Source organism: Acinetobacter sp. ANC 3882, from assembly GCF_022549545.1.
GTDB lineage: Bacteria > Pseudomonadota > Gammaproteobacteria > Pseudomonadales > Moraxellaceae > Acinetobacter.
Genome location: NZ_JAKZGB010000013.1, coordinates 69506 through 95810 on the forward strand (window position 1 = coordinate 69506; position 26305 = coordinate 95810).

The 26305-nt window shown below is 42.2% G+C and carries 27 protein-coding genes, 4 tRNA genes and 1 riboswitch; of the genes, 24 read left to right on the top strand and 7 right to left on the bottom strand.

Annotated elements, in window-relative coordinates; all coding sequences use genetic code 11:
- Positions 1–29 precede the first annotated feature (29 nt).
- From MMO42_RS17210 to ftsW, 4 genes are all read left to right on the top strand, one after another.
- Positions 30–281 carry a DUF6587 family protein gene (locus MMO42_RS17210; protein WP_005291299.1) on the top strand — a complete coding sequence of 84 codons (252 nt, stop codon included), beginning with the start codon at positions 30–32 and terminating at the stop codon, positions 279–281.
- Positions 282–333: 52 nt separating this feature from the next.
- Positions 334–624 carry a hypothetical protein gene (locus MMO42_RS17215; RefSeq protein WP_241321462.1) on the top strand — a complete coding sequence of 97 codons (291 nt, stop codon included), beginning with the start codon at positions 334–336 and terminating at the stop codon, positions 622–624.
- 114 nt (positions 625–738) lie between these two features.
- Positions 739–2091: a UDP-N-acetylmuramoyl-L-alanine--D-glutamate ligase gene (murD, locus tag MMO42_RS17220; protein ID WP_241321463.1), complete on the top strand. Its 1353-nt coding sequence runs from the start codon at positions 739–741 to the stop codon at positions 2089–2091.
- A gap of 17 nt (positions 2092–2108) precedes the next feature.
- Positions 2109–3302, top strand: coding sequence for a putative lipid II flippase FtsW (gene ftsW, locus MMO42_RS17225; protein ID WP_005291305.1), 1194 nt, complete (start codon positions 2109–2111; stop codon positions 3300–3302).
- A gap of 47 nt (positions 3303–3349) precedes the next feature.
- Here the strand turns inward: ftsW and gluQRS are convergent, their stop codons facing one another.
- The 5 genes from gluQRS to thiC all read right to left on the bottom strand — a co-directional run bounded on the left by gluQRS (position 3350) and on the right by thiC (position 8438).
- Entirely contained in the window at positions 3350–4291 is a 942-nt protein-coding gene (gluQRS, locus tag MMO42_RS17230; RefSeq protein WP_241321464.1) for a tRNA glutamyl-Q(34) synthetase GluQRS, read from the bottom strand.
- A 3-nt stretch (positions 4292–4294) separates the two neighbouring features.
- Entirely contained in the window at positions 4295–4828 is a 534-nt protein-coding gene (gene dksA / locus MMO42_RS17235) for an RNA polymerase-binding protein DksA (RefSeq protein ID WP_005291309.1), read from the bottom strand.
- A 189-nt stretch (positions 4829–5017) separates the two neighbouring features.
- Positions 5018–5833, bottom strand: coding sequence for a 3',5'-cyclic-AMP phosphodiesterase (cpdA, locus tag MMO42_RS17240; RefSeq protein ID WP_241321465.1), 816 nt, complete (start codon positions 5831–5833; stop codon positions 5018–5020).
- A 22-nt stretch (positions 5834–5855) separates the two neighbouring features.
- Positions 5856–6467: an NUDIX domain-containing protein gene (locus tag MMO42_RS17245; RefSeq protein WP_241321466.1), complete on the bottom strand. Its 612-nt coding sequence runs from the start codon at positions 6465–6467 to the stop codon at positions 5856–5858.
- Between the two features lie 75 nt (positions 6468–6542).
- Positions 6543–8438 (bottom strand): phosphomethylpyrimidine synthase ThiC, encoded by a 1896-nt coding sequence (thiC, locus tag MMO42_RS17250; protein ID WP_005291315.1) that lies wholly within the window; start codon positions 8436–8438, stop codon positions 6543–6545.
- An 85-nt stretch (positions 8439–8523) separates the two neighbouring features.
- Positions 8524–8644: riboswitch (TPP riboswitch) on the bottom strand.
- 147 nt (positions 8645–8791) lie between these two features.
- On the opposite strand from thiC, the gene phoU reads away from it, so the two are divergent.
- On the top strand, positions 8792–9514 hold the full coding sequence (gene phoU, locus MMO42_RS17255; RefSeq protein WP_005154764.1) for a phosphate signaling complex protein PhoU: 723 nt from the start codon (positions 8792–8794) through the stop codon (positions 9512–9514).
- A 294-nt stretch (positions 9515–9808) separates the two neighbouring features.
- Here phoU and MMO42_RS17260 read toward each other — a convergent pair whose 3' ends face one another.
- Positions 9809–10081, bottom strand: a complete 273-nt coding sequence (locus tag MMO42_RS17260; protein ID WP_005154766.1) for an oxidative damage protection protein — start codon at positions 10079–10081, stop codon at positions 9809–9811.
- Between the two features lie 9 nt (positions 10082–10090).
- Positions 10091–11524 carry an argininosuccinate lyase gene (gene argH, locus MMO42_RS17265; protein WP_241321467.1) on the bottom strand — a complete coding sequence of 478 codons (1434 nt, stop codon included), beginning with the start codon at positions 11522–11524 and terminating at the stop codon, positions 10091–10093.
- Between argH and MMO42_RS17270 the strand changes: the two genes are divergently transcribed.
- The 19 genes from MMO42_RS17270 to MMO42_RS17360 form a co-directional block, all read left to right on the top strand.
- Positions 11515–12657 carry a histidine kinase gene (locus MMO42_RS17270; protein ID WP_241321468.1) on the top strand — a complete coding sequence of 381 codons (1143 nt, stop codon included), beginning with the start codon at positions 11515–11517 and terminating at the stop codon, positions 12655–12657. The two genes, argH and MMO42_RS17270, sit on opposite strands and share 10 nt — an antisense overlap.
- Positions 12658–12714: 57 nt before the next feature.
- Positions 12715–13455, top strand: a complete 741-nt coding sequence (locus MMO42_RS17275; RefSeq protein WP_005191841.1) for a LytTR family DNA-binding domain-containing protein — start codon at positions 12715–12717, stop codon at positions 13453–13455.
- 111 nt (positions 13456–13566) lie between these two features.
- Positions 13567–14484, top strand: coding sequence for a hydroxymethylbilane synthase (gene hemC, locus MMO42_RS17280; protein ID WP_241321469.1), 918 nt, complete (start codon positions 13567–13569; stop codon positions 14482–14484).
- The gene (locus MMO42_RS17285; protein ID WP_241321470.1) at positions 14484–15260 is read left to right on the top strand and encodes a uroporphyrinogen-III synthase; all 777 of its coding nucleotides are present in this window, start codon (positions 14484–14486) and stop codon (positions 15258–15260) included. The genes hemC and MMO42_RS17285 overlap by 1 nt, the downstream gene beginning before the upstream one ends.
- Positions 15257–16084 carry a hypothetical protein gene (locus MMO42_RS17290; RefSeq protein ID WP_241321471.1) on the top strand — a complete coding sequence of 276 codons (828 nt, stop codon included), beginning with the start codon at positions 15257–15259 and terminating at the stop codon, positions 16082–16084. The genes MMO42_RS17285 and MMO42_RS17290 overlap by 4 nt, the downstream gene beginning before the upstream one ends.
- A gap of 6 nt (positions 16085–16090) precedes the next feature.
- Positions 16091–17284: a heme biosynthesis protein HemY gene (locus MMO42_RS17295; protein ID WP_241321472.1), complete on the top strand. Its 1194-nt coding sequence runs from the start codon at positions 16091–16093 to the stop codon at positions 17282–17284.
- An 8-nt stretch (positions 17285–17292) separates the two neighbouring features.
- A complete protein-coding gene (locus MMO42_RS17300) occupies positions 17293–17730 on the top strand; it encodes a thioesterase family protein (RefSeq protein WP_241321473.1) in 438 nt (145 codons plus the stop codon).
- Positions 17731–18119: 389 nt separating this feature from the next.
- Positions 18120–18446, top strand: a complete 327-nt coding sequence (locus tag MMO42_RS17305; RefSeq protein WP_005291332.1) for an H-NS histone family protein — start codon at positions 18120–18122, stop codon at positions 18444–18446.
- A gap of 177 nt (positions 18447–18623) precedes the next feature.
- The gene (gene gspN, locus MMO42_RS17310) at positions 18624–19367 is read left to right on the top strand and encodes a type II secretion system protein N (RefSeq protein ID WP_005291335.1); all 744 of its coding nucleotides are present in this window, start codon (positions 18624–18626) and stop codon (positions 19365–19367) included.
- On the top strand, positions 19367–20206 hold the full coding sequence (locus tag MMO42_RS17315; RefSeq protein ID WP_005291338.1) for a type II secretion system protein N: 840 nt from the start codon (positions 19367–19369) through the stop codon (positions 20204–20206). The genes gspN and MMO42_RS17315 overlap by 1 nt, the downstream gene beginning before the upstream one ends.
- A gap of 41 nt (positions 20207–20247) precedes the next feature.
- Positions 20248–22509, top strand: coding sequence for a type II secretion system secretin GspD (gspD, locus tag MMO42_RS17320; protein WP_241321474.1), 2262 nt, complete (start codon positions 20248–20250; stop codon positions 22507–22509).
- 63 nt (positions 22510–22572) lie between these two features.
- Positions 22573–23190 carry an FHA domain-containing protein gene (locus tag MMO42_RS17325; RefSeq protein WP_241321475.1) on the top strand — a complete coding sequence of 206 codons (618 nt, stop codon included), beginning with the start codon at positions 22573–22575 and terminating at the stop codon, positions 23188–23190.
- A gap of 70 nt (positions 23191–23260) precedes the next feature.
- On the top strand, positions 23261–23926 hold the full coding sequence (locus tag MMO42_RS17330) for a phosphoglycolate phosphatase (RefSeq protein WP_241321476.1): 666 nt from the start codon (positions 23261–23263) through the stop codon (positions 23924–23926).
- A 109-nt stretch (positions 23927–24035) separates the two neighbouring features.
- Positions 24036–25529, top strand: a complete 1494-nt coding sequence (gene trpE / locus MMO42_RS17335; protein WP_241321477.1) for an anthranilate synthase component I — start codon at positions 24036–24038, stop codon at positions 25527–25529.
- A gap of 99 nt (positions 25530–25628) precedes the next feature.
- Positions 25629–25704: transfer RNA gene (locus MMO42_RS17340), tRNA-Thr, on the top strand.
- Between the two features lie 53 nt (positions 25705–25757).
- Positions 25758–25841 (top strand) — tRNA-Tyr (locus MMO42_RS17345).
- Positions 25842–25874: 33 nt separating this feature from the next.
- Positions 25875–25950 (top strand) — tRNA-Gly (locus MMO42_RS17350).
- A gap of 11 nt (positions 25951–25961) precedes the next feature.
- Positions 25962–26036 (top strand) — tRNA-Thr (locus MMO42_RS17355).
- A gap of 162 nt (positions 26037–26198) precedes the next feature.
- Positions 26199–26305: GTP-binding protein (locus MMO42_RS17360; protein ID WP_017396788.1), on the top strand; the 107-nt coding region annotated here is incomplete at its 3' end.

Genomic DNA, 26305 nt, shown 5'->3' on the forward strand with positions numbered 1-26305 from the left:
AAAGGGAGGCAATCATTGGAGAGACGGTTATGTTTGAGTACTTGATTGTTGCTGTATTAGTGCTGTGGAGTGCTGTTGTCGTATTCAAAAAGGTGTTCCCTCAAACAGCAAATTCAGCATTTCTGAGTTTGTCGAATTCTTGTCAGCGTTTAGGCTGGCAGCGTTTGGCGACATGGTTAAAACCTAAAATGGCTGTGGGTTGTGGTGGCGGCTGTGGTTGTTCGACCGATGAAACGGAGAACAAAAAAGCAGAGCCCGTTCAAACGGTCAAATGGCGTTAAAACAATTCAAAATGCCCATCTCGAGATGGGCATTTTTTTGGAACAAGAAAAAATGAACCAGGCTCAAATGAGTGAAAAACAATCTTTAAGTCCTAAACATAAATTGATTTTACTGGGCTTCATGCTGGTGATGACACTGCTTTATCTCTCTGCTTTGTCTAAGGGGCTGAATATTTATAAAGAAACCCTCTCTTGGCTTATCTCATGTTTAATCTTGATTTATCTGTGGTTGAGACCCGAATTGATTGAACTTAAAATCAAGCAATATGCATTTAAATCTGTAGATTGGTTAGGTGCTGTGATCTTGGCTTTATTAGGGATGAGCTTTTTTATCCCTGCTTAAGCTTTTACGCACTGACACAAAAAAGATTGAATAAAACCAAAACTGAAAAAGCATTTAAAACAGTAAAGTGCTAACATTTTTGCCATTCTGTAATCTGCAAAAAATGGGGCGAAAATGTTAATACAACGTGGTGGATTAAAAGTTGTGGCTGGCTTGGGTATTTCTGGTGTGTCAGCAGTCAACTTTCTACATGAACAGGGCTACCAAGTTGCAGTAACAGATTCGCGAGCCACCCCGCCAGGGCATGATCAGATTCCAGCAGGTGTACGTACCAGTTTTGGTCAATTGGATACTGAGCTTTTATTGCAAGCAGAAGAAATTATTCTCAGTCCAGGACTTGCACCCCAACTTCCAGAAATTCAACAAGCAGTTGAAAAAGGCATCCCAGTGGTCGGTGATATTCAATTATTACGCCGTGCTACAGAAGTGCCAATCATTGCGATTACAGGATCAAATGCAAAAAGTACAGTCACCACGTTAATTGGCTTGATGGCACAAGAGGCAGGCAAAAATGTGGCTGTCGGTGGCAACTTAGGTCGTCCAGCATTAGATTTATTAAAAGATAAACCTGATTTAATTATTTTAGAGTTATCGAGCTTCCAACTTGAAATCACATCACACTTGAATGCAGAAGTTGCTGTAGTGTTGAATATGAGTGAAGATCATTTGGATCGTCATGGTGATATGTTGGGTTACCACAAAGCCAAACATCGTATTTTTCAGGGCGTGAAAAAAGTCGTTTATAACCGTGACGATAATTTAAGCCGTCCATTGGTTCCAGATGTTACCCCAATGCAAAGTTTTGGTTTGAATGCACCTGATTTAAATCAATATGGTGTGCTGCGTGATGCGGATGGCAGCATGTGGTTAGCCCGAGGAAGAGAGCGTTTGCTTAAAACCTCTGAGATGTATATTCAAGGGATGCACAACGTTGCCAATGCATTGGCGTGTTTGGCGTTGGGTGAAGCAGTTTGTTTACCGACAGCTTCAATGTTTGAAACGCTTAAGCATTTTAAAGGCTTGGAACATCGTTGTGAATATGTCGAAACCATTGATGGTGTACGCTATTACAATGATTCCAAAGGAACCAATGTTGGTGCGACGCTGGCTGCAATTGATGGTCTTGGTGCCGCAATTGAAGTGAAAAAAGGCAAGCTGGCTTTGATTCTTGGTGGTCAAGGCAAAGGGCAGGATTTCAAACCTCTCCGTGATGCTATTCAAAAATATGTGAAATCAGTGATTCTCATTGGTGAAGATGCTGCGGTGATAGAACAGGCGATTCAAGGTACAACTGTGATTCAGCATGCAAACAGTTTAAAAGAAGCGGTAGCACTGGCTCAAAAAGCCACTCAAGCAGAAGATGTAGTTTTACTTTCACCAGCCTGTGCGAGCTTTGATATGTTTAAAAGCTACAATGATCGTGGGCATCAATTCGTGGCATGTGTAAATGCCTTGAATGAAAAATAAGAACTGGGAATAGAACTATGGCTGATTTAGCCCAAAATACGGTACAGAAGATTTCGCAATTGCTGAATCGCTTACCTAAGCTACCCGCAGAAATGACGGCACGAAATATCCTGATTTTTTCTGTGATTTCGCTGCTATGTTTCGGTTCAATCATGGTTGCATCGGCGTCTATGCCGTATGCGGAATATATCCATGAGAGTCCTTTTTACTTTTTGATTCGTCATGGTATTTCCATTGTGGTTGCTGCGGTGGTGGCATTTTTAACCTATCGGGTTTCATTGAATCTCTGGTTTAAAAATGCCTTTCCTTTATGGCTGATTACCATTGTCCTGCTCTTGGCGGTATTGGTGGTCGGTTCTGAAGTCAATGGTGCACATCGCTGGATTAAGGTGGGTGGTTTTACCCTACAACCCACCGAGATTGCCAAAATTGTGATGGCGATTTTTACTGCGGATTATGTGGTGCGCCGCGCCAAAGAAGTGCGCACGCATTGGAAAGGTTTGCTCCGCTTAAGTGGTGTCATGGCCTTAACCGTGGGCTTTATTGTCGCTGAGCCAGACTTGGGTGCAACCGTCGTTATTGTATTAATGATGGTTGGCGTGTTCTTTTTAGCAGGAGCGCCAGCAACCCAGTTCTTGATCATGCTTGGTGCGATCTTTGCGGGTGTGAGTGCGTTGATTATCTTCGAGCCATTCCGCTTCCAACGTTTGATTTCCTTTACCAACCCTTGGGCAGATCCATTGGGTGTCGGTTACCAGCTTTCAAATGCATTGATGGCCTTTGGTCGAGGTGAATGGTTTGGTACTGGCTTAGGGCACAGTGTGCAGAAGCTTTCTTATTTACCTGAAGCGCATACGGACTTTATGTTGGCTGTATTAGGTGAGGAATTCGGCTTCTTTGGCGTGTCTATCGTAATGATACTGTCATTTACCATGTTGGCCTGTTGCATTCGTATCGGTCATCGTGCCTTGCAACATAACTATTTGCGTGCAGGCTATTTAGCCTATGGAATTAGCATTATTTTTCTGATGCAGATTCTGGTGAATGCAGGCATGAATATGGGTTTGATGCCAACCAAAGGTTTGACTTTACCGTTTATTAGTTATGGTGGTACATCGTTGATGATGTGTGCAGCGATGATTAGTTTGATTCTAAAGATCGATGCGTCAACACAAGAGTTGAACCCATTAAAAGAAGAATCGAATTTCTAAATTGGCTCAGATTGAAAAGCCCTGACAGTGTTCAGGGTTTTTTTGGCTTACTGAAAAGTTCCCGTCAAATGAATGCCGAGCGGGATCGAGTTTACATCCCATTGCTGCACGGCTTGTTGCAGCATAATGCGGGGTTGATCCAGCTCAACTTTAGATTGTCCTAAGGCTGAAATAGCCTGCTGCAGCAGTTCTGGCGCTTTGTTGATGTCCAATGCCTGGGCCAGATTTTGTTTAGACAGTTTTTGCCCTTGATCGTTCATGGCGAGCGGAAGGTGCATATAGCTTAAACTAGGATAATCAAGCAAAGAGCCCAACCAGATTTGTCGGGCTGTATTATCGAGTAGATCTGCGCCACGAACCACATGGCTAATACCCTGTAGATAGTCATCCACAACCACCGCGAGTTGATAGCTGATAATGCCATCACGGCGTTTTAAGACGAAATCACCGAGATCCTGTTGTAAGTTAGAACATTGCTGACCTTGTAAGCGATCTTGAAAGCAAATGAGCTGGTCAGAAACTTTTAAGCGAATGGCTTGATCAACAAAGTCGAGATTGAGATCGCGGCAGGTACCGATATAGAAATGATTTGAACCCAACATCTTGCGCGTACATTGGCAAGCGTAAATCGCTTGTGATTGCTTGAGTTGCTCAAGCACCTGCTCATAGAGATTTAAACGATCTTTTTGAAAAATAATTTCTGCATCTGGCTCAAATTGAAAGGCATCAATACAAGCAAGAATATGGGCTTCGCTGTTGGGATAAATGCGAGGAATGTCGGTATCTTCGATACGGACCAGCCATTTGCCTTGATTGGCTTTGGCATCGCAATAACTGGCGACAGCAGTCAGTAAGGAACCAAAATGCAATGGACCTGTAGGCGATGGCGCGAATCGTCCGATATATGAGCAGCGATTAAGCAAAGCATCGCTTTGCCGCTGTGCAAGAGCGAAGCTGTGCTTCGCTTCATGGCTCAACGCGGTTGTCAAAAATTAACCGTTGTTTTGCTTTTCTTTGATTTCTGCCAAAGTTTTGCAATCGATACATAAAGTCGCTGTTGGGCGAGCTTCTAAACGACGTAAACCGATTTCGATACCACAGGTTTCACAAAAACCGTAGTCTTCGTTTTGAATGGCTTCAATCGATTGTTCGATTTTGCGAATGAGCTTGCGTTCACGGTCACGTGTGCGTAGTTCAATTGCAAATTCTTCTTCTTGCGTTGCTCGGTCGTTGACGTCAGGAAGCGCACTTGATTCATCTTGCATGGTATTCAAGGTGCGATCAACTTCAGACATTAACTCAGCTTTCCATGCATTTAAAATTTGGCGGAAATGCTCAAGTTGTCCTTCAGACATATATTCTTCATTTTTCTTTGGCTGATAAGGCGCAATTCCAAATAAGCTCGCAGTTGTACCGCTTTCTGAAGCTTTAGCTTTGGTTTTACGTGTACGTTTCACAGCCAATTTTTGATCGTCGATCACGTCTGTTTGTTCGTCCAAGACTTGATTTTGGTTGTCATTCGCCATATAGGGCATTCCTCATCTTACACGTACTATCTATACGCAAAAAATATGGTGATATGCAAGTGTTTTTATAGAAACCTAAGATGGTTTTTCCCATCAAGGGTCGACATCATATAGAGTTTTTGGACAAGATGGTAGTCATTCCCGTCCAGATTTTGTGAGAAATCGACAATGTAATTTGTAATCAAAAGTTTAGTCATAGCCTAAAACTTCAGAACTGTTCATCCGTTCGGAAGTCTGGAGGCGATAGACCTGAGTTTCCAGTTCACCGTTGGCTTTCAGGCGAATAAAACGGTAGCCAGGATGTTCCTCATCCAATGCAAATTTATCGCTTTTGGGCTTGAACTGAATACAGGTGGATGGGGTCGATAAAAACTCAACACCTTGCCATGTATTGATTGAATCTTGATGCACATGCCCACATACGATTGCTTTGACATTCGAAAAGGGCTGGATGGTTTCTAGCAAGTCGGATGAATTTTTAAGTTTGTGTTGATCAATCCACGCCGATTGCATGGCAAAAGGATGATGGTGACATGCAATAATGACATGGCGATCATGGTGTTGTGTCAGCAACTGGGTAAGCTGTTGCAATTGTGCTTCAGCAATTTTTCCATCAATCCGCTTTGGCTGCGCACTATTGAGTAGGATAATGCACCATTGACCTAACTCAATCACAGTCGGTTGGGTCTGATCTGTTTCATGAAATGGAAAATGTGTTACATCGTCATGATTGCCTGGAGTATGAAAAAAGGGGATTCCCAAGCTTTGCATATGTTGTACATAGCGTTTATACGTCAAAGGTGTTGGCGATTGAGCTAAGTCACCTGTGTGTACAATCAGGTCAATATGAGGATGTTGCTGGCGCATCAAGTCGATTACAGCATGAAAACTTTGTTCGGGTTGCATCCCAACAAACTCTAAATGTGGATACTCTAATAAATGTGTATCAGTAATCTGTATCATCACAAAATCTTGTTGCGATAATGATGAGACTTGGAAAGTCACCGTCTTTAGCCCCTTCAGATTTTTATCTTTGTTGTATATGTTGAGACAGCCACTGTAATGCCATGATTACAGGTGCGTTTCTCAACCGCCCGTTAATTAATAATGCTTCTAATTCGGAATAGGCAAATAGATGAAGCTGAATATTTTCACCTTCATCTGGCATCCCAAAAATGCCTCCATCCTTTGGCAAATTAACTTCTGCAATATATAAATGAAAAAATTCAGAACATGCACCAGCAGAAGGGTAGAAGCTAAATAAATGTTTTAATTCGGTGATCTCACAGCCAGACTCTTCTAAGCTTTCACGGCGGATACAACTTTCTGGAGATTCATCTCCATCGAGTACCCCTGCAATGACTTCAAGTTGCCATGGCGAAACTGGATCATTCAATGCACCCACACGAAATTGTTCAATCAGTGCAAAGCGTTGTTGTTGGTCGTTATAAAGTAAAACACCAGCAGCTTGTGGACGATGAACCAATTCACGCTGAATTAAAGGTGAGTAATCTTCTCGATGAAATAATCGATGTTTTAAACTCACTTTCTCAACTTGAATGAACCCTCGAAACAAAGGTTCTCGAGATTCTATCGTAACGTCGGTTGCTGAATAGCTGGCGTGGTCAAGAATAGTCATCTTCAATCAGGATGAGATTGTACATATCTCATCCTAACCGAGAATGATTCGCAGGAAAATCTTTTTTTAGTCGATTTACACCTTGTGGTACAATTTTTGACCATGTTCCTGATAAGCGGTTTTCATGGCATTGAGACCTGCTTCAACTTCTTTTTCAGCATCATTTGACTGTTTGGCATTGTGCTGGTTTTGCGCATAATCTCGCACATTTTGGGTGATTTTCATCGAACAGAATTTTGGACCACACATTGAGCAGAAGTGTGCTGATTTATGGGCTTCTTTAGGAAGCGTTTCATCATGCATACTGCGTGCTGTGTCTGGGTCTAAGCTGAGGTTGAACTGATCGTCCCAACGGAATTCAAAGCGTGCTTTAGAGAGGGCGTTGTCACGCACTTGTGCACCTGGGTGGCCTTTGGCTAAGTCAGCCGCATGTGCTGCAATCTTATAGGTGATAATGCCATCCTTGACGTCTTTCTTGTTAGGTAGACCCAAATGCTCTTTTGGTGTCACATAGCACAGCATTGCCGTTCCATACCAGCCAATCATCGCTGCACCAATCGCAGAGGTAATATGGTCATAACCTGGTGCAATGTCTGTGGTCAGTGGACCAAGCGTATAGAATGGCGCTTCTTTACAGACTTCAAGCTGTAGATCCATATTTTCCTTAATCATATGCATTGGCACGTGACCGGGACCTTCGATCATCACTTGTACGTCATGTTCCCAAGCACGATGAGTGAGTTCACCGAGGGTTTTCAGTTCGCTGAATTGTGCTTCATCGTTGGCATCCTGCACGCAACCTGGACGTAGGCCATCACCTAAGCTGAATGACACGTCATAGGCTTTCATGATTTCGCAAATTTCGTCGAAATGTGTATATAAAAAGTTTTCTTGATGATGTGCTAAGCACCATTGCGCCATGATTGAACCACCACGAGACACAATACCCGTTAGACGGTTTGCCGTCATGGGTACGTAACGCAACAATACACCTGCATGAATGGTGAAATAGTCAACACCTTGTTCAGCTTGTTCAATCAAGGTGTCTTTAAAGATTTCCCAAGTTAAATCTTCAGCCACGCCATCGACTTTTTCCAGTGCTTGGTAGATGGGTACAGTACCGATTGGCACTGGTGAGTTGCGGATAATCCATTCACGTGTTTCATGAATGTTCTTACCTGTCGATAAATCCATGATGGTGTCGGCGCCCCAACGGGTTGCCCACGTCATTTTTGCGACTTCTTCATCAATCGATGAGCCGAGCGCAGAGTTACCGATATTGGCATTAATTTTCACCAAGAAGTTGCGACCAATGATCATCGGTTCGCATTCTGGGTGGTTAATATTGGCTGGAATAATGGCACGACCCGCAGCAATTTCCTGGCGTACAAATTCAGGGGTAATTTCTCGTAAGTTTTGTGCACCAAAGTTTTGCCCTGGATGCTGACGCATATCGACATTTTCACGTTGGCGCTGGTTTTCACGAATGGCAATATATTCCATTTCAGGCGTAATCATACCTTGCTTGGCATAGTGCATTTGCGTGACATTTTTGCCTATTTGTGCGCGACGTGGGTTTTGAATATGGGCAAAACGAATTTCGGCGGTGCGAATATCTTTTAAGCGGGCTTGACCAAACTCCGAACTAAGACCAGAAAGTACATCGGTATCTTGGCGTTCTTCGATCCATGTTTGACGAACGAAAGGTAAGCCCTTATTTAGGTCGATTTGTACATTGGGGTCGGTATAAACACCAGATGTGTCATAGACCATCACGGGTGGATTGTGTTCACCACCCAAGCCAGTTGGCGTTTCGGTTAAGCTAATTTCGCGGAAAGGGACTTGGATATCAGGGCGAGAACCTTCAACATAGACTTTTCGAGATGCAGGTAATATTCGGGTTAAATCTTTTGCAGCTTGCTCATGTTGAGCAGAAATATCAGCAGGGGAAAGATTCGTTAATTGGTTCATGGCATGATCCTTATGTATGGTATTAACGAATCAAGCACGACCAAAAACCATGGCGGATTTATCTCTATGATAAATAGAAGCTAAGTTTTTTGCTGGGCTTGATTCCTACGCAGGTGTTAACCTGATCAGGTTCAACGGTACTTATCTTTAAATTGAGTAATTAAGATAATCTCAGCAGTTTGTTAACTGCGCTCCGTCAAGCTAGGCATTTAGACTAACAGATTTTTAAATTTTTGTTGTAGCAATTCACACCAATCAACAATGGGCCAATCCGTGCTATTGTCATAAAAGTTTCATCATTTCTATGTTTTAATCACCAATCATTTTTTCCATGTATCTAGTGGAGGCATACTGTGAGCCCAAGCAATCCTGTGTTAAGTCATCATATTTCTTCACAATTTAATGAAGACTTGCAAGATGTGCACACCAAGTTTATGACCATGGGTGGATTAGTGGAGCAACAGGTCGCAAATGCGATTCATGCTTTATTAGACACAGATGCTAATTTAGCGATTGATGTACAGTTTAAAGACAATGCAGTGAACCAATTCGAGCGTGATATTGATGAAGGTTTGACATTGATTTTAGCCCGTCGTCATCCAGCAGCGATTGATTTACGTATGGTGATCGCAATGAGCAAAGGCAATACGGATTTAGAGCGTATTGGTGATGAAGCTGCGAAAATTGCACGTATTGCACAAACCCTGTGTGAAGAAGGCGAGTCACCACGTGGTTATATGGAAACCCGTCATATTGGTAATCAAGTTCGTGTCATGATTCATGATGCCCTCGATGCTTTTGCGCGTTTAGATGTTGAGCAGGCATTGAAAGTCGTCATGGCAGATGTGGATATTGACCGTGAATATCAATCAGCAACCCGTACCTTAATGACCTATATGATTGAAGACCCGCGTCATATTTCACGGGTGATTAATGTGATGTGGGTACTACGTTCTTTAGAGCGAATTGGTGATCACGCACGTAATATTTCAGAACAGGTGATTTATATGGCGAAGGGTACCGATGTGCGCCATACCAGTATTGAAGAGATTGAACAAAAAGTACATCAAAAATAATGGTAAAAGTAGAATAATATATCGCCGCTCTAACTAGAGCGGCTTTTTATTTTTGAGGGAATTGCAATAAAAAAATCCCAGACTTCGGGGGAAAGTCTGGGAGAGAAATATCATGCGTTACGTGAGATATCAACGTATCTCTTTGTCCTTCTGAATACAACTATAAACACAGCGTTCTAACGTGTCATGTAGACAACTGTGTATACTCTGTAAGGCTTTATTACTTATGTAAATATCATGTAAAAAGAGAGCTGAAAACAGCTCTCTTTTTACCGTACGGTGAGACAAAACGGCTTATTTCTGTTCAGTCCAACCTTCAGCTTTTTCTACACTTTCATCGTTATTAAAGAACTTCTCACGTTGCTCTTCAAGGAACTTTTTCGCATCAGGTTCAAATACATTCAAACGCTTTTCATTAATCAGCGTGGTTTGATGTTTTAACCATTCTTGCCATGCCTGTTTTGAAACAGTTTCAAAGAACTCTTGGCCTTTGGCACCAGGAAATGGTGCAAAATCCAAGCCTTCAAGCTCTTGTTTGTATTTGCGGCAAAGTACTTGTCTAGTCATCATAAATCCTTAAGCGTATAACTGTTCTAGGCGAGTGTGCGCACGGGCAATCGCAGCTTCAACTTGTTTTGGTGAAGTTCCACCAATATGATCACGTGCATTGACAGATGCTTCTAAGGTCAGTGCCTTGTCGAAAACATCTGCTGTGATCAAATCAGAGAATTGTTGTAACTGTTCAAGTGTCAATTCAGATAAGTCTTTTTCTTCTGCCACACCTAAAGCGACCGCTTTACCAACAATTTCATGTGCATCGCGGAAAGCCACACCTTTTTTGACGAGGTAGTCTGCAAGATCTGTTGCAGTTGAGAAGCCACGTAAAGCTGCTTCACGCATAATTTCGATATTTGGAACGAGGGCTGGAACCATGTCTGCGAATGCCATGAGAGAGCCGCGCACGGTATCAATCGCATCAAATAACGGTTCTTTATCTTCTTGGTTGTCTTTATTGTATGCCAATGGCTGACCTTTCATTAAGGTCAATAAGCTAATTAAGTCACCAAAAACACGACCTGATTTACCACGAACCAGTTCAGGTACATCTGGATTTTTCTTCTGCGGCATGATTGAAGAACCTGTGCAGAAGCGGTCTGGAATATTCACAAATTTGAATTGTGCAGAAGTCCATAAAATAAGTTCTTCAGACATACGTGATAAATGCATCATGATCAAAGATGCTGCTGCATTAAATTCAATGGCAAAGTCACGATCAGAAACGGCATCGAGCGAGTTTTCTGAAAATGCTTCGAAACCCAGAAGCTCAGCTGTGTAAGCACGATCAATCGGGTAGGTCGTACCTGCCAAAGCTGCTGAACCGAGTGGCATACGATTGACGCGTTTACGGCAGTCTTGTAGGCGCTCTGTATCACGCACCAACATCTCAAACCAAGCCAACAAGTGGTGACCAAAAGTCACAGGTTGAGCGGTTTGCAGGTGAGTAAAGCCCGGCATGATGGTGTTGGTATTTTTACTTGCCAGCCCCAGTAAGCCTTTTTGTAGACGGAGTAATAAACCTAAGATGTCGTCAATTTCATCGCGCAAATAGAGGCGGATGTCGGTCGCAACTTGGTCATTACGGCTACGACCTGTATGGAGTTTTTTACCCGTGATACCAATACGTTGAGTCAAACGTGACTCAATGTTCATGTGTACATCTTCTAAATCAATACGCCATTCAAAGTTGCCTGCTTCAATTTCAGCTTGAATGGTGCTTAGACCTTGGATAATGTCATCACGTTCAGCTTCAGTCAGGACGCCAACTTTGGCAAGCATGGTTGCATGTGCGATTGAACCTGCAATATCTTGTTTATAAAAACGTTGGTCAAATTGCACAGATGCGGTAAATTCTGCAACAAAAGCATCAGTTGCTTCAGAGAAGCGACCACCCCACATTCCAGAGGTTTGATTTGGGCTTGCTGCAGAAGAGGATTGAGAAGATGTGGTCATGGCGGCTCAGCAAAATAAAAAAGAGTATAGCAAATCCAAACGCAGTTGCCGAAACTCGACATAAGAAGTTATCGCAAACTCGTCAGGGGAATCCATCAGGCTCCTATTTTTTTACGAAAATAGGGCAATGGCAATACTTATTAGAATTAATTGTTGCAAGTAATGTTTTAGCAATGGTGTTGGCTTTGGCCGAAGCGCGCTCATGGCAAGCCTTAGATGGCTTTCGTGTGCTGCAATATATGTTTTTTATTAATTGGGTGATTTTATCATTTGCGACACTGGTGGATTACTTTCAAGGTTTTTTTGCCAAGTTTAGTCAGAAAGTGGCATTAATACTTGGTTTTGTTTTACTGCAATTGATTGTTTTATTGACCACCTGCGCGGTCAATGTTATTCAGTATTGGGCTGCACGTTCAGGTGTATTTAGCGAAGAGGTGCTGTTTCAGGGGACGAGTCTGCATTTGAGCTATGGTGTTTTACTCGGTGCATTCTGTTTGCGTTATTTATATATGCGTGAACAATGGATGAGCCAGCAATACAGTGAATTGAATGCTCGAATTCAGGCGATGCAAGCACGAATTCATCCGCATTTCTTATTTAATAGTATGAATAGTGTGGTGAGTTTAATTACGATCGACCCCGAAAAAGCTGAAAATATGCTGATTAATCTGTCACGACTGTTTCGAGCGAGTTTTCAGGAACTGAAGCTGGTGAGTCTGGCCGAAGAAATTGATTTATGCCAGCAATATTTAAGTATCGAAAAAATGCGTTTAGGCGAGCGTTTAAATGTAGAATGGAATATACAGGCGACACCAATTGAATTAAAACGCGTGACGATTCCGTTATTAACGTTGCAACCTTTGCTTGAGAATAGTATTTTTCATGGGGTGGAAAAAATTTTGCAGCCATCAACCATTAGCGTATTGGTTGAAATATTGCAAAATCAAGTCAGTATAGTCATTACCAACCCTTATTCTCACGATACAATAAAATCGAGACAGGGAAATGGTATTGCGATAGAGAATGTGAAGCAGCGCTTGAAAGCTTATTATGGGCCAACGGTTAAGTTTCAGATTTATGGGGGAGCGTCGTTATATACGACGGTGGTGAGCTACCACTATCGAGTAAAATAATAAGTCAAGTTAACCATAAAAAATATGGATGAAGTTAACGGTGACAAGGAGGAGAGGATGAGAGTTCTGATTGCTGATGATGAGCCTCTCGCTGTAGAGCGTTTGTCACGTTTAGTGACCCAGATGGGACACGAAGTCATTGCGACGGCGCATCATGGTCAGGATGTGTTAAATCATATTGAAAACGACTCGCCTGATGTCGTTTTATTAGATATTCAAATGCCTGGGATGAATGGTTTGGAGTGTGCTGAACAACTCAGTCAGCTCAACCCTCGTCCTGCAATTATTTTTTGTACGGCATATGATCAACATGCATTGGAAGCATTTAAATTTCAAGCACAAGGATATTTACTTAAACCTGTTGCACAACAAGATTTACAGCAGGTGTTTAATCATTTAACTCATCTTACACAAGCACAAATGACTGGTTTAAAACAACAAGACGATATGTACGATACCAAAACACAACGCCATCAAATTGCTGCGAAAACTTATCGCGGAGTTGAGCTGATTCCATTAGAAAATGTTTATTATTTTTTAGCGGATCAAAAATATGTCACTGTTCGCCATAAAAATGGCAGCGTACTGATTGATGAAACCCTGAAAGACTTAGAATTGGAATTTGCAGACCGTTTTATTCGCATTCATCGTAATGCTTTGGTCTCGCTCGACTATCTTGAAGGGCTGGAATTAGTCGCAGCAGGACAATATCAGGTACGTTTGCGTGAACTGGAGGAGCGTTTATCCGTCAGTCGCCGTCACTTACCGAGTTTAAGAGAGTGTATGCATCAATTATAAAACTCAGCTTTTCAGCTGAATGATTGATCACTTTATGATTTTTTGCTTGCAATTTCAGGTGATCAAGTTAAGTTTGGAACAATTGCTTTGATCAATACTTAACTTGAATTTATGAAAACCTTAAAAATTGCGACTCGACAAAGCCCTCTTGCACTTTGGCAGGCAGAACATATTCGTTCTCGTTTAAATGTGCTTTATCCAGATTTAACGGTTGAATTGGTTAAGTTTGTCACCCAAGGCGACAAGATTTTAGATACACCGTTAGCCAAAATTGGTGGTAAAGGTTTATTCGTAAAAGAGCTGGAAGCAGCATTGCTGGATGGTCGTGCGGATTTGGCTGTACATTCAATGAAAGATGTACCGATGCATTTGCCTGAAGGTTTAAGCTTGGCTGTGATTTGTGAACGTGAAGATCCTTTGGATGCATTTGTTTCGAATCATTATGCACATTTCGATGAGCTACCACAGGGTGCAAAGGTGGGGACTTCTAGCCTGCGCCGTAAGTGTCAAATTTTACAGCAACGTCCTGATTTAGACATTGTTGATTTACGCGGCAATGTGGGCACACGATTATCCAAATTGGATGATGGTTTATACGACGCCATCATTTTGGCCAGTGCAGGATTAAAACGTTTAGGTTTGGCAGAGCGCATTCGCCACTGTTTAGCACCTGTACTCAGTTTACCTGCGGTGGGCCAAGGTGCACTTGGCTTGGAATGCCGTACGGATGATGCAGAATTATTAACATTAATCCAACCGTTACAACATGAAGAAACCTCGATTTGTGTCCGTGCAGAACGTGCCTTTAATGCTTATTTGGAAGGGGGTTGCCAAGTACCGATTGCAGGTTACGCAACTTTAGCCAATGATCAAATTCAGATTGAAGGGCGAGTGGGGAGTGTTGATGGGAAAACCTTACTGAAAGAACAGTTGGTTGGAGCAACAGCAGATGCCGAACAACTCGGTGAACAACTGGCTCAGCGGTTGTTAGCGCAGGGTGCAGGTGAATTGCTGAAAGCGCTATATTAATGCTGTTTATTAATACGCGTCCTGATGACCGTGCTTCTGTATTAACCCAAGCATTGGGAGAGGCGGGTTATCAGGTCGAAGCATTGCCTTTACTTGAATTGGTTGCCGAGTCATTTTCTGAAACTTTACAGCAACTCTACTTCGCGTTGCTCGAGACTCAAGTGGTCGTGGTGGTTAGTCCGACTGCTGTTGACATTGGGATGCGTTATTTACAACAAGCAGGATTGCAACTTGATCAGCTCAAACATATTCAATGGGTTGCAGTAGGGCAAGCCACAGCACAGGCTTTAGCTCAATTTAATATAGCAAGTGTTGTCCCTGAGGTGGAAAGCTCTGAGGGAATGCTGGAGCTGCCTCTGCTAAAACAGCAGATGGGTTTAACCAAAATTGCATTCTGGCGAGGTTTGGGCGGGCGACAGTTTATGATGCAGCAATTGCAGCAACACGGTGTCGAGATTCTGAATTTTGTGCTCTATCACCGCCAATGCCCAGAACAAAGTTTTACCTTATTTCCTGAAATTGTAAGAAAAATAAATTTAAATCAACCTGTTGCGGTGTTGATCAGTAGTGAAGCGAGTTGGAACTATTGGCAGCAGTTACGTCGTCAGCATCCGTGTGCAGCAGAATGGGTGTATTTGGTTTTAGGTTCACGCTTGGCTCAAATTCTGATCAAGGCACGGGGTCAGGCTGCTCAAGGATTTAACATTATTCAGCTTGAAAATTTATCTGCATCAGAGATCATTCAACGCATGAGTGATTGGCAAGGACATGTATGAGAAAAATTGGTTATCTAATATTAGGATTGAGTTTGTTGTGGTTAGCCAAACTCAGTTACGATGTTGCGCAATATTCTCAAACTGTACCGCAGTTACAACAGCAGTTAGATCAAACCGAGCAGCGTTATGCTTTATTGAATGATCAATTCGTTGCCGTGCAACGCCAGTTACAAAGTGCCAGTCCCGTAGAGCCAACGGATAGTGTTTCGATACCGACTACGGTGGCAGGGATTGCTCCTGTTATTTTGATTAAGCAGCAAATGCAATTGGTGCAATTTGCCGTGGATCAGCAACAGTTTATTTATGCATTAGATCAATTGAATCAAGTGCAGCAGCATGTTATGCAATCTGCTGTTTCTCCTGCATTACAGCATAGTTTGGTGAAAGCGATTGAGCAGGATAAACAAACCATTCAGCAATATGTATTAAGCCAAACGCAACAGCAGCAGCAACTTGATAATCTATTGCAGCAACTGGATCAAAAGATTCAACAAGAAATTCAGAACCCGAAAGTCAATATGGCCAAGAGTGAAAATTCGTCTTGGTGGCACTGGTTTAAACTCGAAAAAGTACAACGTAACGCGCCTGATTTGATGAGCCGTAACATCACCTTGAAAGAAGCACAATTACGCTTATTGCTTGCCTCTCAGGCATTGCAGCACGGCCAGTTGGCTGAATATCGAAAATCGATCTTGGAAGTCATGCAGTTACTTGCTGAATTGCCTGATCAAGCCAGCCAGCAGATGAAACAGAAATTAGAGAAAATTGTAAATTTACCGGCAGTGCCTACACCAAAATTAACCACATTGGGTTTATTGGGATAACGCATCATGAAATATTTACTGCTCACTTATTTGCTTGTCAGTCTGGTGTTATTCGCACTGTTTGCTGTATTAAGTTATGGCTATGGAAATGGCTATGTGTATATTTATTGGCGGGAATGGCAGTTTCAAAGTGGTGTTTGGGGGCTGATTGCACTTTTTATTGTGATGAGTTTACTCGCACAATTCACTTGGTTGTTCGGTAAACGTTATCTGGCCCGAGAGCAGCGGAAAAAAGAAACCATTCTGCATTTCAAAGATTTACATCCCTATGAGCAGCTCGGCATTGTTTGGTTGTTAGAAGCGGCGAAAGATCAACAAGTTTTTATTGAGCGTGTTTTTACGCAATCAGGTTTGTTAAATAATATCATCGATGCGCAGTTTGATTATAAAAATGGCGATTATGAAACAGCATTGCAGAGTTTGGAAAACTCCGCACCGATGGCATTTGAATTGGCTGAATTGCAGCGCATTGATATTTATTTAGAGCAGCAGCAGACCGAAAAAGCGCTTACACATTTAGAGTTTCTCGCTCAACACCAACTTTCTCCTTGGTTGGCTGAAATTGAAACTGCTTATCAGCAACGTATCACGGCCTTATGGGGCAAGCTTGCTTTGCAGAAACCGTGGCTATTCCTACAGGCAATTCAATTTGGTTTGTTGGATGCGGAACATCGTGATTTATGGCTGCAGCAGTTATTAATACAATTTGAGCAAGCGTCGGTGGATGATCTCACAGCTTTGCAGCAACGTTATTTGGCTTTGCAAAACGAAATACAGGATCGTCCTTATAGCAGTAAAGTACTTTGGTTGAAGTTGTTGGCGCGTATGCCAGAAATGAGTTTGCAGCATGAGGATTTAGCCTTGCATTTATTGCAAGAGCAGTTTGATCCAGAAGTATTTTATCTGTGGTTCCAGCAACAGTTATTAAAGCAAATTCCCGATTATGCTTATGTCGAACAGCGGATTATGCAGTTGGAACAACGCTATACCAGTGTGCCGATGTTAAGCTTTGCTAAATGGCATGTTTATGTGGCTACACAGCGTCAGCAAGAAGCCGAGCAATTATTAACTCTATATCCAGAAAACATTTTAATGAGTTATTTAAGGATTAAATCCACATTAGGGGATAATCCCGATTTAATCAGGCAGTTAAATTTAATATTTGAAAACGATGTGAATTTTCTTAATTTTAAGATATGAGTGAAAATATGAAGGAACTGTCTGTCTATCCTGTAATACATAAGCAAACGGTGGCATGGGGAGATATGGATGCTTTTGGGCATGTTAATAATGTGCAGTATTATCGTTATATAGAAAGTGCACGAATTGCCTATTTAATGGCGTTGAATATCTTTGATCAGGATATATTGACAGTGGTGGCCTCCAGTCAGTGTAAATATTTGAGTCCCGTATTCTATCCTGATGTGCTGCATGTTGGTGCGCGTATTGAAGAGTTACGAAATAGTGCTTTTCGTATGTATTATGTTTTATGGAGTGAAACACAGAACCAAATGGTCGCAACGGGTGAGGCTGTTATGGTCTGTGTCGATAAAGAAACATCTAAGAAATTAAATATCCCAGAAGGGGTTAGGCATAAGATTATTCAATTGGAACAAAGTGTAGGGCACTCGTTAATATCTAACTAATTATTATAAAGACGATTATGTCTATTTTTTTTGATTATATAGTAAATTTATATAATAAGGTTCAAATACCAAGACCATATACATTGGCGGTATTTGAACCTTGATGGGCTCAATAAAAATTCGATTTTTTTAGATAAAATTAAGAATAAGTTAATATAAGCATGATGCTTGGTCTTCACAGATATTGCCTTTACAGAATATGTTTTTATATAACAGGTCTACTTTTTAAGGTTTATTGTAAATAAAATGCGATTTTGTGCCTGATATACGATTAACTGGGCTATTCTTATATTGATTATTTAATCATTTATAAATTAATATTGAATCGAATTTGAAATTCATTTTATTTTTGAGTGATATATTTCCCCTATTAAGTTGGAGTGGTTCTAATGAAACCAGATATTAGCGATTTATCTGTAGAAGATTTAAAGCGTTTACAAGCAGAAGCGGAAGCTTTAATTGCGAGTAAAAAAGATCAAGCAATCGAAGATGCATATAATCAAATTGTTGCAATTGCAGATGCGCTTGGCTTTAGCGTTGAAGAGTTATTGGAAGTTGGTGAGCAAAAGCGTAAGAAAACAACGCGTAAAGCAGTAGAGCCACGCTACCGTAACAAAAACAATGCTGAGGAAACTTGGACTGGCCGTGGTAAACAACCACGCTGGTTAGTTGCTCAATTAGAAAAAGGTGCAAAACTTGAAGATTTCTTAATCTAAGCAAGTTTTAAAGTCATCGTTCTGTCATACGACGACTTTATCCTTTATTAAAAGCCAAGCTCAAAAAGCTTGGTTTTTTTATATGAGAGAATTGGCGATGTTGAAAAAGTATGCATAATGTCATTCAGGGGCGAGTGTCTCAAGAAGGATGATATTTGGCATGTTGGTAAGGGTGGAATGAAGAAAAATACCAAGCAATGGAGATGGTGGATTTTCGCCATTTTTGCATTTTTAATTTTTATTATTTTACAAATTCCAGCAACTTGGTTAATTGCGAAATTTTCAAAAGATAATCAAATATTACATAATGTCAGCGGCAATATATGGCAGGGGCAAGCGGATTGGCAGCGTGGTCAATTGCGTGGATCGGTTCATTGGAAAACACGTCCTCTCGACTTGTTGTTACTGCGTCTGGGTGCAAATCTCGATATTCATAGCGGTAATACCCAGTTCAATGGAATTTTTGCTTATGGTTTTGGCAAAAAAATCATGATCAAAGACCTGCAAGGCAAAATCTCGCCTGAAACATTAAAGTATTTTGCAAACTGGCAGTGGCCTGAAAATTCAATTCAATTGAAAGATGTGCAATTCAATTATCAAAAAGAAAAAGGCTTTAGCGCGACAGAAGGTCAACTCAATTGGGGCGGTGGTGAGTTGAGCTATACGTTTGGCCAACGACAGGACCGCATGAATATGCCTTCTTTGGCTGCTGAGCTGAAAGATGAAAACGGACAATTACAAATTGATGTTCGCGACCAACGTAGCCAGAAAATGGCAAATCTGAGTTTAGATGCAAGTCTGATGTTGGATGTGCAGTTAACCCAACGGATGTTGTTGAACATTCCATCTTATCAAGGTAAAGCTGGACTCGACACTTATGTGATTAGCTCGCGTCAACCGTTACTGCAAGGTGGTTTCTAATGAAAGCAATCACTCAAAAGTTGCAGCAACTGCGTTGGCAAAAAGTTGATAAGCTCAGTGGTTTGGTTTTAGCTTTATTGATTTTGTGGTTGTGCTGGAAATTGGCTTCCTTGTTTTGGTGGGTGCTTGCACCGCCTCAACCGATGCAGTTCGATCGGGTGGAGCTGGGTTCGCAACAAGCACAAGTGCCTAACATTAGTTCCTTTGCTTTATTTAATGAGCCTGCAGCAACGTCAGCTGATGATAATGTTAACTTGGAACTACAAGGTGTATTGTTGGGTCAACCAAATTACTTGTCCTCTGCGGTGATTAAGTTGAATGATACGGCTGAACGTTATCGTGTAGGAGAGACGGTTGGTTCGACTTCATATCAACTGGCAGAAGTGTATTGGGATCATGTGATTTTGAGACAAGGCAATGGCGCAACTCGAGAAGTAAAGTTTAAGGGTTTGGATAAAGGCTTATATCAACCCATTGCACCAGTATTGAACAGTAACAACAGTGTGCCGCCTGCAGCAGCTGCACCCACTCAGAACTCACCCCAATCCGCTTTAGGTCAGGCGATCCAGCAAATGCAGGATAACCGTGAACAGTACATGAAGAATATGGGGGTAAGTGGCGGTGGTTCAGATGGTTATGAAATATCAGATAAGACCCCATCGAATTTAAAAAATACCTTGGGTTTGCGCGCTGGCGATCGTATTCTATCGATCAATGGGCAGAGCGTCGGGCAAGGACTCAACGAAGTACAATTATTAGAGCAAGTACGTCGTGAAGGGCATGCCAAAATAGAAATAAAACGTGGTGATCAAGTGATGACCATACAACAAAGTTTTTAGTGATCACACGTCACCATATCAGTTAGGAATAAGTGCAGGTTATGGCTTTTTTAAATCATCAACGTCCACTTTGGGCATTACTTGCCGCAGCACCTTTGATTGCGACAGTCAGTACCCATGTGCAAGCACAAACATGGAAGATCAATCTACGTGATGCAGATTTAACGGCATTTATTAATGAAGTTGCAGATATTACAGGTAAGAACTTTGCGGTTGACCCTCGTGTACGTGGTAATGTAACGGTTATTTCCAATAAGCCGCTGAATAAAGATGAAGTATATGACCTATTTTTAGGTGTGCTGAATGTCAATGGTGTGGTCGCACTTCCTTCTGGAAATACGGTTAAACTTGTGCCTGATAGTAATGCCAAGAACTCTGGCATTCCCTATGACGCACGGAGTCGTGCTGGTGGCGATCAAATTGTAACGCGGGTGATCTGGCTGCAAAACACCAATCCTAATGATTTAATTCCAGCTTTACGCCCATTAATGCCGCAATTTGCGCATTTAGCAGCAGTTGCAGGAACCAATGCCTTAATCGTTTCTGATCGTGCAACCAATATTTATCAGCTTGAAAATATTGTGCGTAATCTGGATGGTACGGGTCAAAATGATATTGAGGCGATTAGTTTACAGTCGAGCCAAGCAGAAGAAGTGATTGGCTTGTTAGAAACGATGAGCGCAACTGGTGCCTCAAAAGATTTTATCGGTTCACGTGTTCGTATCATTGCAGATAATCGCACCAATCGAATCTTGATTAAGGGTGATCCGGACTCGCGTAAACGCTTACGTCAAATGATTGAAATGCTGGATGTACCATCGGCAGATCGATTGGGTGGCTTAAAAGTTTTCCGTTTGAAGTACGCCAGCGCAAAAAACTTAGCTGAGATTTTACAAGGTTTGGTGACAGGCCAGTCGGCGTCATCTTCATCGTCGTCTTCGAATAGTAATAACAGATCAAATTCGATCAATAATCTGACGTCCAATAATCAAAATTCAAGCTCATCTATAGGTTCGTCGGTTTCTACACCTTCGATTAATTTAAATAGTAATTCAAATAATAGTCAAAATTCGGCAATTACCAGCTTTAATGGTGCAGGTATCAGTATTATTGCTGACCCAACTCAAAATGCCTTGGTGGTCAAAGCAGATCCGCAGTTGATGCGGGAAGTTGAAGCTGCCATTCAACAATTGGATATTCGTCGTCAACAAGTCTTGATTGAAGCCGCAATTATTGAAGTCTCAGGGGATGATGCAGATCAATTGGGAATTCAATGGGCATTGGGTGATTTAAGTAGTGGTGTAGGCTTGCTGAGCTTTAGTAATGTGGGTGCAAGTCTGGCATCTATTGCAGCAGGTTATGCTACAGGTGGCGCAAGCGGTGCAGCCGCAGCCATTGCTGGAGATGCCAATAAGGGGAATGGTGCGACCTTTGGCGTGGGGAACTTTGAAAACTCCCGTAAAGCATATGGTGCACTGATACAAGCGTTGAAGACCAACACCAAATCAAACTTCTTGTCTACACCTTCGATTGTCACCATGGACAATGAGGAAGCTTATATTGTTGTGGGTCAAAACGTTCCTTTTGTCACGGGTTCGGTATCGACCGGAACGTCAGGTACCGTCAATCCTTATACAACGGTTGAACGTAAAGATGTGGGTGTTACTTTAAAAGTGATTCCGCATATTGGTGAAAATGGTACGGTTCGCCTCGAAGTTGAACAAGAGGTTTCGGATGTCCAGAACAATAAAGGTCAGGCAACAGATCTCGTGACCAATAAGCGGGCCATCAAAACGGCAGTGCTTGCTGAGCATGGGCAAACTGTCGTATTGGGTGGTTTGATCGCGGACAATACGTCATTGTCACGTCAAGGCGTTCCAGGGTTGAGTAGCATTCCATATCTTGGACGTTTGTTCCGTGCTGATGCGCGTAGTAATATCAAGCGTAACCTGTTGGTGTTTATACATCCTACGATTGTCGGGGATGCGGATGATGTGCGCCGCCTTTCTCAGCAACGTTATAATCAGCTCTATAGCTTGCAACTCTCCATGGATAAAAATGGCAATTTTGCAAAGCTCCCTGAAAACGTGGCAGATATTTATAATCCGCGACCTGTGGTCCCTAACTCGCCTTATCAGAAAGTCCCTACTGCGACACAGAACAAAACAGTTGTGGTGACAACGCCTGTTGCGGTTGAAGTGCCTCAGGTGCAACAAAAAACCGTACAACTGCCAGTTAAAGAAACGGAACGTAGTAAGAATACTGTGACGACCACCACAATTCGTCCTGCGTCTTCACAGTAGAAGCACAGAAGCGCTTATGACAGAATGTTATGATTGCAAGAAATTATATAAGGATATGCATCTATGACTTGGAAATTACAAGCCATTACAGGTGAATTTACGGGGCAAGAACTGAATATCGAGCGCGACATGTTGGTGGGTAGACACCAGGATGCCGACATTTTGTTGCAATCTGCGGATATTTCACGTCGTCATGCAGCGTTGTTGTTGAAAGATCAGCAGCTTTGGGTGCAAGACCTTAATTCGTCAAATGGCACCTTCATTAATGATGCGCGTGTCGAGCAAGAAACCGAATTGCATGATGGTGATATTTTACAGTTCGCAAGTTTTGTCTTCTCTGTGCTTGCACCAGCAGCAGCTGATGCTGAATTACCTGAAATCGAAATTGAACCTGTGACATCTACTACGCATGATCAAGGTATGCCGAGTATTGCTGAGCGTGCGGTTGAAACACCTATCACGCGTGATGGTATGCCGCAACAAGTCTCGATTCCAAAACCAGCGCCAATCCCTGAAGGGGTGAGTGTTCAGGCTGTACCTGAACCGCAAGCTGTGGTGGTTGAAGAACCTGTTTCACGTGTCGTACAGGAAAAAGAGCAACAAAAGAATGCTTCTGTTGGTTTGATCTCGATTATTGTGTTAATCATTTTAGCGGTGATTGCTTGGCTCTTCTTTAAATAATTGGGCGAAGCTTTTACAATCAAGGCATGCCCACGTTGGTATGCCTTTTTCATTTCTTGAGTCGAAATATATGTCCGTTGCTCAGTTGCAAAACCGTAGTTTAGTGCTATTTGATCTGGATGGAACACTGGTTGATTCCGCTGCAGATTTATATCGGGCGATGAACCTGAGCTTAGAGAAACTGGGTTTGGAGGTCGTGACCGAAGCGCAAGTTCGGGTTTGGGTTGGAAAAGGTGCAGCCAAACTGTGTGAGGCTGTGCTAGAGCATTTGTTTGGACAAGTAGATGCTCAGCAGCAAGAACAACTCCTCAGTACGTTTGTTGAGGTCTACGCTCAGGAACTCTGTGTGAATACCCAAGTGTATGAGGGTGTTTTGCCATTTCTAGATTATTGTCAAATCCATAATATTACGATGGCATGTGTCACCAATAAGCCTGAGCATTTGGCGAAAGGGATTCTGGATATTCTGCAATTGAGTCCATATTTCAAAATTGTGATTGGTGGTGATAGTTTGTCTGAACGAAAACCGCATCCATTACCACTGTTGCATTGTGTGGAGCTGGAAGGCACATCTATAGCCGAAACCTTAATGATTGGTGATTCAAGTAATGATGTGGAGGCGGCAAGACGTGCAGGTATTGATTGTATTGTGGTCAGCTATGGCTATAATCATGGAGAAAGTATCTATGACTGCCAACCCCAGCAAGTGGTCGATCGTTTGGCAGAATTAGTTTAAAAGATTTAGTAAGGAGATAGGCATGAAGATTGTTATGGTTTTTCGATGGCGGGCTTGAAATAGCACTAAAGAAAAAACGCACAGAAATTCAAAACCATAGAGATGATTCATGACCACTTTAGTACAATTTGAACAATTAAAATCAGCAGGCTATAACACCATTCCTGTATATCGCCAACGTTTGGCGGATACCGAAACGCCACTCTCAGTTTTTGCACGTTTTAAACACCACAAACAAGCTTACCTATTTGAGTCTGTCGAAGGTGGAGAAAACTGGGCACGCTACTCCATGATTGGGTTAGGTGAGTCTACTGTTTTTTCCTGCAATGCAGGTGTACTCACCATTCAGCATGCAGATGGCGCCGTGACTCAGCAAGATTGCGCTGATCCATTTCAATATATTCGAGAATTTCAAAGTCAGTTCAAGGTGCCTACGCAGATAGAGTTACCTGACTTACCTAATTTTACGGGTGGTTTGGTGGGTTATTTAGGCTATGACGCTGTGCGTTATATTGAGCCAAAACTCAAGAATGTGCCGACTGCTGATCCTGTGACGCTTCCTGATCTATGGTTAATGCTGTCTCAAACCGTGATCGTTTTTGATAATTTAAAAGATACCTTATTTTTAATTCATCATGCAGATGCGAGCCAACCTGATGCTTATCAAAAGGCTCAGCAGAAACTGGATCAACTTGAACAATTATTGGCGACGCCTGTCAGCCTGCAAGCAAAACCACATACTGCACCACATTTTGAATCGATTACAGGAAAGGAAAAGTTTCTAGAAACAGTTGAGAAGGTGAAGGAATATATCCGTGCAGGCGATGTGATGCAGGTTGTGCCTGGTCAGCGCATGGTGTCTGACTTTGATGGCGAGGCTTTACAGGTTTATCGTGCGCTACGTCATTTAAATCCATCACCGTATTTGTTTTTGGTACAAGGGCAAACTTTGGTTGACCAAAAACCATTTCATATTGTTGGTTCATCACCAGAAATCTTATCTCGCCTCGAAAATGGGATTGCGACGGTGCGCCCTTTAGCGGGTACGCGACCACGTGGCAAAAGTAAAGAAGAGGATCTTGCTTTAGAGCAAGATTTGCTCACAGATGAAAAAGAGATTGCAGAACATCTGATGTTGATTGATCTAGGCAGGAATGATGTAGGGCGCGTTTCTAAAATCGGGAAAGTACAAGTCACTGATCGTATGGTGATCGAGCGCTATTCGCATGTGATGCATATTGTCTCAAATGTACAGGGTGAAGTTCGAGATGATGTCGATGCTTTAGATGTTTTTAAGGCGACATTCCCAGCAGGGACACTTTCAGGCGCACCAAAAATTCGTGCCATGGAAATTATTGATGAAGTTGAGCCTGTAAAACGTGGTGTATTTGGTGGGGCTGTTGGATATTTAGGCTGGCATGGTGAAATGGACATGTCGATTGCAATTCGCACCTGTGTTATTCGCGATAAAAAAGTCTATGTACAGGCTGGAGCAGGGCTGGTTGCGGACTCAAATCCTGAGTCTGAGTGGAATGAAACCCAAATAAAAGCTCGCGCAGTGATCAAAGCGGTTGAATTATCATCAAACGGATTGATTTTATGAGTTTTTAGCTATTTTTTTGAAAAAAGCACTTGCATCGATTCAGAGTTTTGCTAAACTGCACACCGTTCCGATACGAAACGTACGAAACACTAAGAAAGAGCCGGCATAGCTCAGTTGGTAGAGCAACTGACTTGTAATCAGTAGGTCCACAGTTCGAATCCGTGTGCCGGCACCATCTTAAAAGTGTGGTAGTATAGTGTAAAGAACAGCACTGTGTAAGTGTGATATGGTGAGATTCCCGAGCGGCCAAAGGGGGCAGACTGTAACTCTGCTACGAAAGTTTCGAAGGTTCGAATCCTTCTCTCACCACCATCTAACTTCGATAGAAGTGGTAAATACCAATATGCGGGAGTAACTCAGTTGGTAGAGTGGCAGCCTTCCAAGCTGCATGTCGCGAGTTCGACCCTCGTCTCCCGCTCCATCGAAGATGTCGCTCTTATAGCTCAGTGGTAGAGCACTCCCTTGGTAAGGGAGAGGTCTCGAGTTCAAATCTCGATAAGAGCTCCAGATATAAAACTTAGTAGAATTTCTACAGATTTTAAAGAAGCAGGCTATTATAGTCTGCTTTTCAAGTATTGGGTGTCTAGTTTTTTAGGCGATTGTCGATAAGTAAGGTTTTTCAGGGTTGTTTTTCTCTAAACTTGTGTCGACGTAAACGAGGAGAATCAAATGGCTAAGGCTAAGTTTGAACGTAATAAACCACACGTAAACGTGGGTACAATTGGTCACGTTGACCATGGTAAAACAACTTTAACTGCTGCGATTGCAACTATTTG